Origin of the sequence: Pelomonas candidula (assembly GCF_043555985.1) — a bacterium.
Lineage (GTDB): Bacteria > Pseudomonadota > Gammaproteobacteria > Burkholderiales > Burkholderiaceae_C > Pelomonas > Pelomonas candidula.
On record NZ_JBIGIC010000003.1, the window covers coordinates 64956 to 79500 of the forward strand.

Below are 14545 nucleotides of genomic sequence, written 5' to 3' on the forward strand. Positions count from 1 at the left end.
CATGAACGTCTCCGCCTGGTCGATCCGCAACCCGGTCCCGTCCATCCTGTTGTTCATCCTGCTGACGGTCATCGGCCTGATCGGTTTCGGCAAGCTGCAGGTGCAGGACTTCCCCGACATGGACCTGCCGACCATCAAGGTGGCGGCCTCGCTGGAAGGCGCCGCGCCGGCCCAGCTGGAAACCGAGGTCGCGCGCAAGCTGGAAGACAAGCTCGCGTCGCTGTCCAAGCTGGACCATGTCACGACGACCATCACCGACGGCTCGGTGAGCATGAGCGTCAGCTTCGACATCGACAAGAACTCCGAGGAAGCGCTCAACGAGGTCCGCAACGCCATCGACGGCGCCAAGGCCGACCTGCCGGCGAGCATGGCCTCGCCCACCGTCTCCAAGATCACCAGCGCCGGCTCCGCGCTGCTGACCTTCACCGTCGAGTCGACGCAGCTCGACGAGCAGGACCTGTCCTGGTTCGTCGACAACGACGTGGCCAAGGCCATGCTGGCCGTGAAGGGCGTGGCCTCGGTCGCGCGCGTCGGCGGCGTGGACCGCGAGGTGCTCGTCACGCTGCAGCCGACGCTGATGGCCGGCCTCGGCGTCACGCCGTCCGACGTGTCGACCCGGCTCAAGGCCGTGCAGAAGGACAGCTCCGGCGGCCAGGGCGACCTGGGCGGCCAGCGCCAGTCCGTGCGCATGCTGGCCACCGTGGGCCGGCCGGCCGACATCGCCGCACTGACCCTGCCGCTGGCCGACGGCCGCAACGTGCGGCTGGACCAGATCGCCACCATCAGCGACGGTCACGCCGAACGGTCCACCATCGCCTTGCGCAACGGCAAGCGCGTCATCGGATTCCAGGTCACGCGCTCGCGCGGCTTCTCGGACACCGGCGTCGCCAGCGACATCCGCGCGGCCGTGAAGGCCTTCGCCGCCGCGCACCCGAACGTGACCGTGAGCGAGGCCTCCAACACCGTCGAGCCCATCCAGGAGAACTACCACGGCTCCATGCACCTGCTGCTGGAAGGCGCGGTGCTGGCGGTCATCGTCGTGTGGCTGTTCCTGCGCGACTGGCGCGCCACGCTGGTGTCCGCGGCGGCGCTGCCGCTGTCCATCGTGCCGGCCTTCCTCGTCATGTGGCTGCTGGGCTATTCGCTGAACACGATCACGCTGCTGTCGCTGTCGCTGGTCGTGGGCGTGCTGGTGGACGACGCCATCGTCGAGATCGAGAACATCGAGCGCCACCTGCTGATGGGCAAGAGCCCGTTCCAGGCCGCGATGGAGGCCGCCGACGAGATCGGCATGGCCGTCATCGCGACGACGTTCACGCTGGTCGCCGTGTTCCTGCCGACGGCCTTCATGGGCGGCATCCCCGGCAAGTTCTTCAAGCAGTTCGGCATCACCGCGTCGGTCGCCGTGCTCGCGTCGCTGCTGGTCGCGCGGCTGCTGACGCCGATGATGGCGGCCTACCTGCTCAAGCCCAAGACGCCGGGCCACCACGAGGTGGCCACCGACGGCCCGACGATGACGCGCTACCTCGGCTGGGCGCGCGCCGGGCTCAAGCACCGCAAGACGGCGATGGCGCTGGCGGCGCTGTTCATGGCGGTGTCGCTGTCCGTCGCGCCTCTCATCCCGACGGCCTTCATGCCGGCGCAGGACAAGGCGCAGAGCAGCATCAGCCTGAAGATGGCGCCCGGTACGACGCTGGAGCAGACCACCGCCACCAGCGTGCGCGCGGCCGAGTTGCTCAAAGGCCTGCCTGAGGTGGAGAGCGTGTTCGTTTCAGCCGGCACGGCGTCCACCGGTGGCGGCATGGGCGCCTCGTCGTCCGCCGACCTGACCAGCGCGACGCTGACCGCCGACCTCGTCGCCCGCGGCGACCGCAAGCTGAAGCAGTCGCAGGTGGAAGCCAAGATGCGCAGCCTGCTGCGCACGCTGCCCGGCGCGCGCATCTCGGTGGGCGGCGGCAACAGCGGCGAGTCGCTGCAGCTGACGCTGGCCAGCGACGACCCCGACGCGCTGACGCTGGCTGCCACGCAGGCCGAGGCGCAGCTGCGCACGCTCAAGGGCATCGGCAACGTGACCTCCAGCGCCGCGCTGCAGCGCCCCGAGATCCAGATCCGGCCCGACGCCGTCAAGGCCGCCGCTTTAGGCGTCACGTCCGAGGCGCTGGCCGACGCGGTGCGCTTCGCGACCTACGGCGACTACTCGACCTCGCTGCCCAAGCTCAACCTGCCGCAGCGCCAGATCGCCATCCGCGTGCGGCTGGACGACGCCGTGCGGCAGGACCTGGCCGCCATCGGCCAGCTGCGCGTGGCGGGCACCCACGGCACGGTGAGCCTGGCTTCGGTGGCAGACATCTCGATGGGCAGCGGCCCGTCGCAGATCGACCGCATCGACCGCTCACGCAACGTGACGCTGACCGTGGAGCTGAACGGTCGCGCCATCGGCGAGGTGCAGAAGGAGGCCAAGGCGCTGCCGGCGCTGCGCTCGCTGCCCACCGGCGTGCGCTTCGTCGACCAGGGCGAGCTGCAGCGCATGGGGGAGCTGTTCACGAGCTTCGGCGTCGCGATGGCCATCGGCGTGTTCTGCATCTACGCGGTGCTGGTGCTGCTGTTCCACGACTTCCTGCAGCCCGCCACCATCCTGTGCGCACTGCCGCTGGCCATGGGCGGCGCGCTGCTGGCGCTGTGGATGACGAGCCAGGCGTTCTCGATGCCGGTTGTCATCGGCGTGCTGATGCTGATGGGCATCGTGACGAAGAACTCCATCCTGCTGGTGGAGTACGCCATCGTCGCGCGGCGCGAGGGCGGCATGACGCGCATGGAGGCCATCGTCGACGCCTGCCACAAGCGCGCCCGCCCCATCGTCATGACGACGATCGCGATGGGCGCCGGCATGCTGCCCAACGCGCTGGGCCTGGGCGCCGAGCCGAGCTTCCGCCAGCCCATGGCCATCGTCGTCATCGGCGGCCTGCTGACGTCGACCTTCCTGAGCCTGCTGGTCGTGCCGGTCGTGTTCACCTACGTGGACGACGTGCTGGTGTGGTTCCGCAGGCGGCTGCACCTGCGCACGGCCGACGCCGCGGCCTGAAGCCTCAGCGGGCGCGCTCCAGCGCGACCTTGGCGCCCAAGCCCATCAGTGCGGCACCCGCCCCTTGCTGGAAGCGCCTGAACAGGCCGGGCCGACCGAGCACCCAGCGCCGCGCCCGGCCGCCCAGCGTGGCGGTGACCAGGTTGACCGCCGTGCCCGACGCGATCGAGACCAGTCCCAGCAGCGCCGCCTGCAGGCCCGGGTGGCCACGCGCCGGGTCGACGAACTGCGGCAGGATGGCCAGGAAGAACATCGCCACCTTGGGGTTGAGCAGGTTGGACACCGCGCCCTGCGCGAACGGCGACGTCCAGCGGCCGTTGCGCGGCGTGGCGTCCACGGCGGCCGGGTGGCGCAGCATCTGCCAGCCCAGCCAGGCGAGGTAGGCGGCGCCCACCGTCTTGACGACGACGAAGGCGGTCGGCACGGCGGCCAGGAAGGCCGTCAGCCCCAGCGCCGCCGCGGCCACGTGGACCAGCGCCGCGCAGGCGATGCCCAGGCACACCCGCCAGCCGGCCGCCGTGCCGCGAGACACGGCATTGCTGAGGATGCAGATGACGTCCGGCCCCGGGATGAGCGCGAAGCCCATGTTGAGCAGCGTGAAGGCGATCAGCGTGGCGGGGTCGATCATGGCGGTGCGGTCCGTGGGGCGATGGCCGGATTGGACGGCGCCGGCCGGCCCGATCCTGTCAGCTGGAGCAGCCGCCCCCGCGGATCACGCCGACCACGGCGGCGCGCTCCGCATCGCCTCGGCGAGGCCGGTGTTGCCGGCGGCCTCCAGCCCGCGGATTGCGCCTTCGCGGTCGGGTGCCTGGTGGTGCTGGTTGAGCTTGCGCTTGCCCTCCAGCCGGCTCACGCGGATCTCCAGGCCGACGATGTGCTGCAGTTGCTCGTCGATGTAGTCCGGCGGCGCGTCGCCCATCTTCCACGGCTGCGGCTGGGCGGCCTCGTGCCGGCGTGTCAGCCGCGCGACGACACCGCGCACGAAGGCCGCGTCGTCACGCACATGGATCGCGCCGTGCGCGTGCACGACCTCGTAGTTCCACGTCGGCACGCGCCGGTGCGTCTCCTGCTTGCCCGGGTACCAGTTCGGCGAGATGTAGCCCTCCACACCGCGGAAGACGACCAGCACGGCGTCGCCATCGCCCACCTCGCGCCAGACCGGGTTGGCACGCGCGACGTGGGCGGTCAGCACGCCACCGCTGCCCGCGTCGGTGTCGAGCAGGAAGGGCATGTGGTTGGCGTCCAGCACGCCGGCGCTGTGCGTCACCAGCAGCCCGAGCGGGTGCTCGCGGACGATGCGGTGCAGCTCCTCGACGTGGGGCGCGGCGAATTGCGGGGGCAGGTACATGGTGACGAGGCTCGCGACGATGCCGCCGGAACAGCCGGCGCCGGACGCGACTGTGCCACTCCCGCGCGCGACCGGTGGCGGGCGCGACATCGGCGCCCGGCCCGGCGACGTCGCCCGGGTCGAAGCTGAAACGGCTCACGCGGGGAAACCAGTGGCGCAGCGTTGACCTGCTCGGGATTTACGAGACAGTACTCCCTAGAAGACGGCGGGTTGCGGGTCTTGACGGAGTTGCTGCTTGAACTCCGTCGGGGTCAAGTATTGCAGGCTGCTGTGCGGCCTGACCTCGTTGTAATGCTGGCGCCAGGACTCGATGACGCCCTTGGCCTCGCGCCGCGAGCGGAACCATTCGACGGACAGACACTCGTCACGGAACTTGCCGTCGAAGCTTTCATCCGCGCCGCTCTGCCAAGGCTTGCCGGGGTCGTTGAGCACGGCAATTCCCTTGTAGCTGGCGAATAGGCGGGCTGCGCGGCTATTGCCGTCAGAACGATGTCCAATCGTCGGTGCCCGTCTTCGCTCCAGTGCCACTCATGACAGATGCCTCTGTCGACTTGGTCAGGCTGCCGGACGGTCTGGCGGCAAACGCTGGCCTGATGACGTTCTTGGCGCGGTCCGCCCCTCTGCGCTCATGTGTCGGCGATATGGCGGCCGGCGTGGCAGTGCCGTTGTGCTGACCGGCCACCCGGCCCGAAAGTTTGAACACCGCGACGGCCTGCACCAACTGCTGTGCCTGGCCCTTCAGACTTTCTGCAGCGGCGGCCCCCTCTTCGACCAGCGCTGCGTTCTGCTGCGTCACCTGATCCATCTGCCCGACCGCATCGCCCACTTGGGAGATCCCGGAGCTTTGCTCCTGACTGGCTGTGGAGATCTCTGCCACGATGTCGCTCACCCGCTTGATGGAGCCGACGATCTCGCCCATGGTCTGTCCGGCCTGGTCAACGAGCACGCTGCCTTGCTCCACCTGCTCGACACTGCGACCGATTAGCCCCTTGATTTCCTTGGCAGCTTCGGCGCTGCGCTGCGCCAGCGTTCGAACCTCACCGGCGACGACCGCGAAGCCACGGCCTTGCTCGCCGGCACGGGCCGCTTCTACCGCCGCGTTCAGCGCCAGAATGTTCGTCTGGAAGGCGATGCCGTCGATCACGCCGATGATGTCGCCGATCTTGCGGCTGCTTTCGCTGATGCCCTGCATCGTGGTGACCACCTGTCCGACAACCTCGCCACCCTTCGCCGCGATTGCGGAGGCGCCTTGCGCCAGTTGGTTGGCCTGTTTGGCGTTGTCGGTGTTGTTGCGCACCGTGGTGTTGAGTTCCTCCATCGTGGCTGCGGTCTGTTGGAGTGCGCTGGCTTGTTCTTCGGTGCGCTGACTCAGGTCCTGGTTGCCTTGGGCGATTTGCGAGCTGGCCGTGGCGACGCTCTCCGAGTTCGCACGGACGTTGGCGACCACGCCAGAAAGGCTGGACTGCATGCGGGCGAGGCTCGCCAGTACGCTCGTGGTGTCGACTCGCTCGACGTCGAGCGACTGACTCAGGTCACCATCAGCGACGCGGGATACGGCCTCGCTCAGAACTGCGGGCTCGGCACCCAGGGCCCGTGTCAGGCTGCGCGTGATCAGGGCGCCTGCGACCAACGCTGCAGCGAAGGCAACCAAGCAGCCCCCGAACAGTAGGTTTCGTTGTATTGCGTAGTCGGCCGCAGACTGTGCCAGGAGTTCCTCGGAGTGCTTGCTCGTGTAGTCGCGGTAGTCGTGGGCCGCGTTGATCAAGGCTGCAAGCAACGGGCGGCAGTCGGCGTTCATCTTGGCAACGGCCTCTTCACGGTTGCCTTGCGAAGCGAGTTCAACAATACCCAGGGCCACGGGCGCGTATTGCGCTTCGATTTCCGCCATCTTCGTCATGAGGCTGTGTGCTTGCTGTGAGACGCCAGGTTCTGCAGCCATCTTCATCAACTTGGCCATGCGGGTCTGCACGTCGTCGTGAGCCTTCATGACTTCGGCCTTGATGGTCTCGCGAGCCTGAGGCGTAGCGGCGTTGGCCAGGTCACGCGCCAGGATGGCACGCTGCTCTACGGCCGTGCGGACCTCATAGGACAGCAGCAATCGCGCGTTGATCCCCTGGACGAAATTCGCGAAGCGGTTGTTCGCATCGTTGAGGGACTTGGTGGCCAAACCAGCAACCAGCGCGATCAGCACAGCCAGCGTGGCGAATGCAGCGGTCAGTTTGGCTCGAACGGTCATGTGCTTGAAGTTCATCCGGACTCCTGTGGGGCAACCATGCCTTTGTGGGTGTGCAGAGATCTTCTATGAAATCGTTGTCAGTTGATTATCGGTGCCAGTGCTGTTTCGGTTATTTTTGTCGTTTGCGGTCATAAATGATCTGCAACGAGCCGAGCGCGCCTGATTGCCTGCGTCCTCCCAATCCGATGTAGGTTCGACGGCCGCCCTCCGGCACAACTTCGATTTCGTCGAAGCCGGCGCCAGCCATGCCGCACGCAAGTGGCCCGGACTTCGTTGTCGCACCGAAACGCGTGATCGGCATGGCGTCCATGTCGGAGCCAGAGCTGATGGTTACGCGCCGTAGGCGGCCATGAAAACCCGCACGGCCTCGCGCAGAAGAGCGTTGTCTTCCCGGGCGTCCGGCCTCTCGAGCATTAGCAGCCCTCGGAAGTGCCCAGCGCCCAGGAACATCGACAGGAACAGGTCGGCTGCCTGAAGTGGATTGCGCACCTTCAGCGTGCCCGCTGAGTGCGCGCGGCGCAGGTATGCCGCCAGCTCAGTGTTAAACCGCTCAGGACCATCCTTGTAGAACTCTCGGCAGACGTCCGGCTGTGCCCCTGCGACACCGTAGACAGAGCGCAACGTGCCCAGGGCGTCGTCCCCGCGGGTCAATGCAAGAAACCGGGCGCCGATCGCCAGCAACGCCTTCTCCGGCTGGTCCGGGTCCAGCGATCCGGCGCCTTCGACGCCAGTCACCGTGGTCGCTGTCTTCTCGTGCACGACCGCCTGGAACAGCCTCTCCTTGGAGCCGAAGTTGCTGTAGACGGTCATCTTGGACACACCGGCGTCCGCCGCGATGGCGTCCACGCTGGCGCGCTCCAGGCCATGCTCGTTGAAGTGCCTTCGCGCCGCTTCCAGGATGCGCCTGCACCGCTCGGGATCGCGAGGCCGCCCGCGCTGGGGCTTGGGAGCAGGAAGGGGGTGGTCGGGCATGGGCAAATTTAGTGTACTTGACAGTTCACTATATCTGCCACACATTACTGTACCAATGAGTCCAGTAAAAAGTGCGCGATGACTTCACCCCCCCAGCGAGACCGCAGATCGGTCCATGCGGCAACCCGCCTCCTGTCACTCGCGGCAGGGGTCGCGCTGTCGGCGTGCTCGACACCCGCCATGCGGCCTCCCGCACCCTCGGTACCACTCGCGGTCGCGTTTGGCCACGCCCCGGAGGCTCAGGCGCAAGGTGCAGCCGCAGGCACCGAGTGGTGGGCCGCCTGGAAAGATCCCGCGCTCACCGCGCTGGTTGAGGAAGCGCTGAGCGCCAACCAGGACATCGCCATCGCCCTCCAGCACGTCGCCCAGGCCCGCGCGGGCGCGGATGCCCAGGCCTCTCGCCTATGGCCGACGGTGGGCGTACAGGCTTCCGCATCACGCAGCGACAGCGGCCTGCCCGCGCCCGTGAAGCAGGGGATGCCCGACACGCGCGCGCTGCGCGCCGGCGTCGATGTCGCCTGGGAGATCGACCTGGCGGGCGGCTTGCGCGCCGCGCGCGACGCAGCGCAGGCCGACAGCACGGCAGCGGTCGCAGGCGTGCAAGGCGCGCGCCTGCTGGTCGCCAGCGAGGTCGCGCGCCAATACTTCGTGCTGCGCAGCGCCGAGGAGAGGCTGCGCATCGTGTCGGCCCTGGCCGACGCCCAGCGCCAGACCGCCGCACACGTAGAGAGCCGCCTGCGCGAAGGCCAGGCCAGCGCCTTCGACCACGACCGTGCGCGCGCCGAAGCGGACGCACTGGACGCCCAGGTACCGGCGCTGAGGACGCTGGTCGGTACCACGCAGACCCGGCTGGCCGTGCTGCTCGGCCGTAGCCCGTCGGTGCGGGTTCTCGACGCCGACCAGGGCTTCACCTGGCCGGCGGTGCGGGCCATCGCGGCCGGCCAACCCAGTGAGCTGCTGAGGCGTCGTCCCGATCTGGTCGCTGCCGAGGCGCGTGTCGGGGCCGAGGCCCTGCGCACCGCCGAAGCCCGCGCCCAGTGGTGGCCCAAGCTGTTCCTCAGCGCCTTGGTGGGCCGCCAAGACTTGCGGCTGAATGCGCTCGATCTCGCGCCGGTCCACTTCTCCAACGTCGCGCTGGCCTTTGCGATGCCGGTCTTCAACGCCGGGCGCATCGAGGCCGGCGCTCGGGTGCAGTCCGCGCGCGCCGACGAGGCGCTGCTCGCCTGGCAAAAGTCAGTGCTGGTGGCTGTCCAGGAAGTCGAGGACAGCCTGCTCGTGCGCTCGCAGGAGGCCGAGCGCAATGCGGCCCTCGCGCTGACCGTCGAGCACCGCCGCCGCTCGCTGCAGCGCGCGGAATCGCTCCAGCGCGAAGGGCAGATCGACTTGCTGGTCCTGCTGGACGTGCAGCGCTCCGTGCTGTCTAGCGAACTGGCCCTGTCGGAGAGCCGCCTGCAGCAGGCGCTGGCCGACGTGCAGCTCTACAAAGCCCTGGGCGGTGGGTTCCCCACGACGCAGCCCAGCACCGACATGACTTCACTTGCCGCAAGGACGCCCCAGTGAACAGGATCTTCCCCACCCTTTCGCTTTCGAGCATCGCCGCCGCCAGCCTGCTGCTGGCGGCCTGTAGCGAACGGCCCGCGCCGACCGCCGCCGTGAAGCCGGTCTTCGTGACGACCGTGACACTGGCCAACCCCGCGCAAACCCGCAGCTTTACGTCGGTGGTCCGTGCCCGCGTGGAGACGGAGCTTGGATTCCGGACCGGCGGCAAGGTGGTCGAGCGGCTCGTCGAAGTGGGCGACAGCGTCAGGGCGGGCCAGGTGCTGGCTCGTCTGGACCCCGCCGATTACCAGCTGGCCGTGAAGGCGGCCGCGGACCAGGTGCAGGCCGCGTCCGTGGACGCGCAGCAGGCCGCTTCCGACGAGGCGCGTTTCAGGCGACTGCTGGCGGACGGATCGGTCGGCGCCGCCGACCACGAGCGCCAGAAGGCGCGTGCCGACGCCGCTGCGGCGCGCCTGGACCAGTCGAGTCGACAGCTCGCGCTCGCGCGAAATCGCGAGGCCTACGCCACGCTGGTCGCGCCCTACGCAGGTGTGGTCACGGCGCTGCGCTTCGAGCGTGGCCAGGTGGTCGCGGAAGGCCTGCCCCTGCTGTCGCTGGCCCGTGACGGCGAACGTGAGATCGTCGCCGAGCTACCCGAGGACTGGGTTGGCCGGGCCCACAGCCTGGTCGCCACGGCGGCCCCCTGGAACGATCCGAAATCGCAGGTCCGCCTCGTGCTGCGTGAGCTCTCGCCGCAGGCCAGCGCGCAAGGCCGCACCTACCGCGCGCGCTATTCGGCCGCAGCTGCATCGCGTGAACCCGTGGCCGCCCTGCCGCTGGGCAGCACGATGCAGCTGACGCTGTCGGCACCGCAGGCAGGCCCTGCGACCGCGATGCTGCCCGTGAGTACCGTGGTCAAGGGCAGTGGCCCCGCCGGCGTGTGGACGGTGAACGCCAAGGGTTCGGGCCTCGTGCTCACGCCGGTCCAGGTGGTGGCCGTCGACGATGCCACGGTTCAGGTCACGGGCCTGGTCGCGGGCAGCAAGGTCGTCAGCGTGGGCGCTCAGAAGCTGGATGCAGGCATGGCCGTGCGCGCCATCGAGCGCCCCCACGACTCCACCGCGGCCGCTGTTGCCAAGAGCAGTTCATGAAGCGCTTCAATCTTTCGGAATGGGCCGTCACGCATCGGCCCATGGTGCTGTTCCTGATCATCGCGACGCTCATCGTCGGCAGCCTGTCGTTCAGCCGACTTGGGCGCCTGGAGGACCCCAACTTCGACGTGCCGCAGATGACGGCCATCGTCGTGTGGCCCGGCGCCACCGCGCAGGACATGCAGGACCAGGTGCTCAACCGCATCGAGCGCCGCCTGCAGGAGCTGGACCACTTCGATTACGTGCGCAGCTTCTCGCGCCAGGGCTACGGCGGCATCACGCTGTGGATGAAGGGCGGCAGCAGCAAGGAGGAACTCGAGAACGCCTGGTACCAGGTGCGCAAGAAGATCGGCGACATGCGCCAGGAGTTCCCCGAAGGCGTGCGCGGGCCGTTCTTCAACGACGAGTACAACGACCGCTACAGCGTGCTGTATGCGTTGAGCGCGCCGGACCTGTCGATGGCCGAACTGCTGACGCTCACCGAGGACGTGAAGCACCGCTTCCAGAGCGTGCCGGGGGCCGCCAAGGTCGACGTGCTGGGCAAGCAGGCCGAGCGGGTGTACGTGGAGTTGTCGACCCGGCGCCTGGCGTCGCTCGGCATCGCGCCAACGACAGTCTTCGATGCGCTGGCACGCCAGAACCTGGTGACGCCCGCCGGCTCGGCAGACGCGACGCACGACCGCGTGCAGGTGCGCGTCGACGGTGGGCTCAAGAGCGCCGCGGACGTTGCCAACGTGACGCTGGAAGTCGGTGGACAGTTGCTGCGGCTGGCAGACATCGCGACCGTGCGCGCCGGCTACGAGGACCCGCCCAGCTTCAGCATCCGTCACAACGGCGTGCCGGTTCTTGCCATTGGCGTGACCATGCAGCAAAACGGCAATGTGCTGGACTTCGGCAAGGCGCTGGAGCAGCGGCTCGCCCAGATCAGGCAGGAGATCCCGGCCGGGGTCGAGATCCAGCAGTACGCCGACCAGCCACGCGTGGTGGCCGAGTCGGTCTGGGAGTTCGAGCGCTCGTTCCTGGAGGCGCTGGCAATCGTGCTGGCGGTGTCCTTCCTCTTCCTCGGCTGGCGCACCGGCATCGTGGTCGCCGCATCGGTGCCGCTGGTGCTCGCGCTGGTCGCAGCCGTCATGCATGCCGCCGGCTGGAACCTCGACCGTATTTCGCTCGGGGCGCTGATCATCGCGCTCGGCCTGCTGGTGGACGACGCCATCATCGCCGTCGAGATGATGGTGGTGAAGCTGGAGGAAGGCTGGGACCGCCTGCGCGCGGCCACCTACGCCTACACGTCCACCGCGTTTCCGATGCTGACCGGCACGCTGGTCACGGCCGCCGGCTTCATGCCGGTGGGCTTCGCGAAGTCGATCGCCGGCCAATACGCGGGCGGCATCTTCTGGGTCGTCGGAACGGCGCTGATCCTGTCCTGGCTGGTGGCTGTGGTCTTCACGCCGTACCTGGGTGTGCTCCTGTTGCCCAAGAACCTGGCGAGCCAACACGGACACGGTGCCCACCACGACCCTTATGACCGCCCCATCTACCGCCGGCTGCGCGGCATCGTGGACTGGGCGGTGCAGCACAGGGCCTGGGTGCTCGCCATCACCGTACTCGTCTTCGCCGCCTCCGGTGCCGGCATGCTGAAGGTGCAGCAGCAGTTCTTCCCGACCGCGTCTCGGCCGGAGTTGCTGGTCGACCTGCGCCTGCGCGAAGGCGCATCCTTCCCCGCCACCGAGCATCAGGTGAAGCTGCTCGAGGCCAGGCTGGCCAAGGACCCGGACATCGAGTTCTCCACGGCCTACACCGGCGCCGGCACGCCGCGCTTCTATCTGTCGATCCAGCCGGAACTGCCCAACCCGGGTTTCGCCCAGTTCGTCATCAAGACGGCAGGCACTGAACAGCGCGAGCGCCTGCGTGCCCGCCTGATGGAGCTTTTCGACAAGGACGAGGCCTTCCCTGATGTCAGGGCGCGCGTGCAGCGCCTGGAATTCGGCCCGCCGGTGGGCTTCCCGGTGCAGTTCCGTGTGATCGGTCCGGACAAGGCGCAGGTGCGCGAGATCGCCTATCGCGTGCGCGACACGGTGCGCCAGAGCGCGTTGGTGCGCGACACGCAGCTCGACTGGAACGAGCAGGTCCGCTCGATGCAGGTTCATGTCGACCAGGACAAGGCGCGCCTGCTGGGCCTGTCCACGGCGGACGTCCAAGGTTTGGTGCAGACCGCGCTGGACGGTGCGCCGGTGACGCAGATCCGCCGCGGCGAGGAACTCATCGACGTGGTGGTGCGGGCCTCGCCCGAAGAGCGCAAGCGCATCGGCCAGCTGGGCGACCTGCAGCTGTTCACGCGCAGCGGCGCCACCGTACCGTTGTCGCAGGTGGCCCGGGTCGAGCCGAGCTTCGAAGAGCCGGTGCTGTGGCGGCGCAACCGCGACATGGCACTCACCGTGCGTAGCGACGTCGTCGATGGTGTCCAGGGGCCTGACGCCACGGCGAAGATCCGGCCATCGCTCAAGCCCATCATCGACAGCCTGCCGGCGGGCTACCGCGTCGAGGAAGGCGGCGCGATCGAGGAGAGCGACAAGGCCAACGTGGCGCTGTTCGCCGTCTTCCCGGCGATGTTCGCGGTGATGCTGACGCTACTGATGATCCAGTTGCAGAGCTTCTCGCGGTTGTTCATGGTGTTCATGACGGCACCGCTGGCGCTGATCGGCGTGGTGCCGGCGCTCCTGCTGTTCAACGCGCCGTTTGGCTTCGTAGCGCTGCTGGGAGTGATCGCACTGAGCGGCATGATCATGCGCAACTCGATCATCCTGGTTGACCAGATCGATCAGGACATCCGACGCGGCATCGCGCCCTGGGCCGCCATCGTCGACGCCACGGTGCGGCGCTCGCGCCCGGTGGTGCTGACGGCCGCAGCGGCGGTGCTGGCAATGATCCCGCTCTCGCACAGCGTGTTCTGGGGCCCGATGGCCATTGCGATCATGGGTGGCCTGGTGGTGGCTACGGCGTTGACCCTCGTCTTCGTGCCGGCGCTGTACGCCGCCTGGTTCCGCATCCGGCGTGACAGCCCCGCACGGGCGCCTGCAGAAGCGGCGCCGGCCCTCGACACACGACTTGCGGACGGAGGGGCTCATGCCTGAGCACGCCGACGCCGCACCTGCCGCAGTCTTTCCAGCCGAGTCCCTCCATCCACAACACGGAGCCCATCACCATGGATGACGTCATCATCATCGGCGGCAGTTTTGCCGGCCTCGCCGCAGCCCTGCAGCTCGGCCGCGCCGGCCGCAAGGTCACCGTCCTCGATACCGGCCTGCCTCGCAATCGCTTCGCGCACCACTCGCATGGCCTGCTCGGCCACGATCACAAGCCGCCATCGGACATCCTGGCCGAAGCGCGGCAGCAGCTGGCGCGCTACGCCGCGATCAAGCTGGTCAATGCCCGGGCCTACAGCGTCTCCGGCGCCCTCGACGATTTCTCCGTCCTCACCAGCGATGGTCAAAGCCTGGGGGCGCGCCGCGTGATCCTGAGCTATGGCATCACCGATCAGATGCCTGATGTGCCGGGCTTCGCCGAATGCTGGGGCACGACCATCGTGCCCTGCCCCTACTGCGACGGCTTCGAGGTCGCTGGCCGACATTGGGGCCTCGTCTGGTCGAGTCCGCAGTCACACCAGTCCGCCAGGCTGTTCCTCGATTGGACCGACAAGCTGACGGTCTTTGCCGATGGTCACGACATTCCGGCTGATGTTCAGGCCGATCTGGCGGGGCGCAACATCCCCGTTATCGATGGCCGGATCAACGAGATCGCCCATCACCAGGGCCATATCGCCACTGTCAATCTCGACACCCGGAAGAATGTCGCGGTCGACGTCCTGTTCGCCCATCCGCGCAACAAGCCGTCCGCGAGCCTGCATGAATCGCTGGGCCTCGCCACGGTCGATACGCCCGTGGGCATCGCACTCAAGGTCGACGAGCGCCGCCAGACCAGCATGCCGGGCATCTATGCCGCCGGCGACCTCGCCACGCCCTTCCTGCCCTCGGTCACCCAGGCAACGTGGCAGGGCGCGATGGCGGGCATCTTCGCCCAGCAGTCGATGTTGACCTGAGTGCACCGGGCCCTTCTCCGGTGGCCACGGGCTGCCGCCAGAAGGGCGATTCCACATGACGAGGCATCAAGCGTGCGCGGCACGCGTGGAGCAGCGCTTTGCCCTCATTCACCTGAATCAA

General features: G+C 68.3%; 10 protein-coding genes and 1 pseudogene. 5 read left to right on the forward strand and 6 right to left on the reverse strand.

The genetic code is table 11. The annotated features are described in order from the left end of the window. Window position 1: 1 nt before the first annotated feature. On the forward strand, window positions 2-3082 hold the full coding sequence (locus ACG04R_RS06460; protein ID WP_394407322.1) for an efflux RND transporter permease subunit: 3081 nt from the start codon (window positions 2-4) through the stop codon (window positions 3080-3082). A gap of 4 nt (window positions 3083-3086) precedes the next feature. Here ACG04R_RS06460 and ACG04R_RS06465 read toward each other — a convergent pair whose 3' ends face one another. The 6 genes and pseudogenes from ACG04R_RS06465 to ACG04R_RS06490 all read right to left on the reverse strand — a co-directional run bounded on the left by ACG04R_RS06465 (window position 3087) and on the right by ACG04R_RS06490 (window position 7638). Beyond that, window positions 3087-3710, reverse strand: a complete 624-nt coding sequence (locus ACG04R_RS06465; RefSeq protein ID WP_394407323.1) for a LysE family translocator — start codon at window positions 3708-3710, stop codon at window positions 3087-3089. A gap of 84 nt (window positions 3711-3794) precedes the next feature. Beyond that, complete coding sequence (locus ACG04R_RS06470; RefSeq protein WP_394407324.1) at window positions 3795-4430, reverse strand: FMN-binding negative transcriptional regulator; 636 nt, start codon at window positions 4428-4430, stop codon at window positions 3795-3797. A 195-nt stretch (window positions 4431-4625) separates the two neighbouring features. Then, window positions 4626-4859 (reverse strand): annotated as a pseudogene (locus tag ACG04R_RS06475) (integrase core domain-containing protein); the annotation flags it as partial. 52 nt (window positions 4860-4911) lie between these two features. Beyond that, a complete protein-coding gene (locus ACG04R_RS06480) occupies window positions 4912-6681 on the reverse strand; it encodes a methyl-accepting chemotaxis protein (RefSeq protein WP_394407325.1) in 1770 nt (589 codons plus the stop codon). Between the two features lie 94 nt (window positions 6682-6775). After that, window positions 6776-6976: a hypothetical protein gene (locus ACG04R_RS06485; protein ID WP_394407326.1), complete on the reverse strand. Its 201-nt coding sequence runs from the start codon at window positions 6974-6976 to the stop codon at window positions 6776-6778. A gap of 20 nt (window positions 6977-6996) precedes the next feature. Further along, on the reverse strand, window positions 6997-7638 hold the full coding sequence (locus tag ACG04R_RS06490) for a TetR/AcrR family transcriptional regulator (protein ID WP_394407327.1): 642 nt from the start codon (window positions 7636-7638) through the stop codon (window positions 6997-6999). Between the two features lie 78 nt (window positions 7639-7716). On the opposite strand from ACG04R_RS06490, the gene ACG04R_RS06495 reads away from it, so the two are divergent. From ACG04R_RS06495 to ACG04R_RS06510, 4 genes are all read left to right on the forward strand, one after another. Further along, the gene (locus tag ACG04R_RS06495; protein WP_394407328.1) at window positions 7717-9198 is read left to right on the forward strand and encodes an efflux transporter outer membrane subunit; all 1482 of its coding nucleotides are present in this window, start codon (window positions 7717-7719) and stop codon (window positions 9196-9198) included. Further along, on the forward strand, window positions 9195-10328 hold the full coding sequence (locus tag ACG04R_RS06500) for an efflux RND transporter periplasmic adaptor subunit (RefSeq protein WP_394407329.1): 1134 nt from the start codon (window positions 9195-9197) through the stop codon (window positions 10326-10328). Before ACG04R_RS06495 ends, ACG04R_RS06500 begins: the two co-directional genes overlap by 4 nt. Continuing rightward, window positions 10325-13459, forward strand: coding sequence for an efflux RND transporter permease subunit (locus ACG04R_RS06505; protein ID WP_394407330.1), 3135 nt, complete (start codon window positions 10325-10327; stop codon window positions 13457-13459). The genes ACG04R_RS06500 and ACG04R_RS06505 overlap by 4 nt, the downstream gene beginning before the upstream one ends. A 71-nt stretch (window positions 13460-13530) precedes the next feature. Next, the gene (locus ACG04R_RS06510) at window positions 13531-14424 is read left to right on the forward strand and encodes an NAD(P)/FAD-dependent oxidoreductase (RefSeq protein ID WP_394407331.1); all 894 of its coding nucleotides are present in this window, start codon (window positions 13531-13533) and stop codon (window positions 14422-14424) included. The last annotated feature ends 121 nt before the right edge of the window (window positions 14425-14545 follow it).

Coding starts and splice junctions, on each gene's coding strand:
- ACG04R_RS06465 (WP_394407323.1), bottom strand. CDS start 3,710: ATGATCGACCCCGCCACGCTGATCGCCTTCACGCTGCTCAACATGGGC.
- ACG04R_RS06480 (WP_394407325.1), bottom strand. CDS start 6,681: ATGAACTTCAAGCACATGACCGTTCGAGCCAAACTGACCGCTGCATTC.
- ACG04R_RS06510 (WP_394407331.1), top strand. CDS start 13,531: ATGGATGACGTCATCATCATCGGCGGCAGTTTTGCCGGCCTCGCCGCA.
- ACG04R_RS06470 (WP_394407324.1), bottom strand. CDS start 4,430: ATGTACCTGCCCCCGCAATTCGCCGCGCCCCACGTCGAGGAGCTGCAC.
- ACG04R_RS06485 (WP_394407326.1), bottom strand. CDS start 6,976: ATGGACGCCATGCCGATCACGCGTTTCGGTGCGACAACGAAGTCCGGG.
- ACG04R_RS06495 (WP_394407328.1), top strand. CDS start 7,717: ATGACTTCACCCCCCCAGCGAGACCGCAGATCGGTCCATGCGGCAACC.
- ACG04R_RS06505 (WP_394407330.1), top strand. CDS start 10,325: ATGAAGCGCTTCAATCTTTCGGAATGGGCCGTCACGCATCGGCCCATG.
- ACG04R_RS06460 (WP_394407322.1), top strand. CDS start 2: ATGAACGTCTCCGCCTGGTCGATCCGCAACCCGGTCCCGTCCATCCTG.
- ACG04R_RS06490 (WP_394407327.1), bottom strand. CDS start 7,638: ATGCCCGACCACCCCCTTCCTGCTCCCAAGCCCCAGCGCGGGCGGCCT.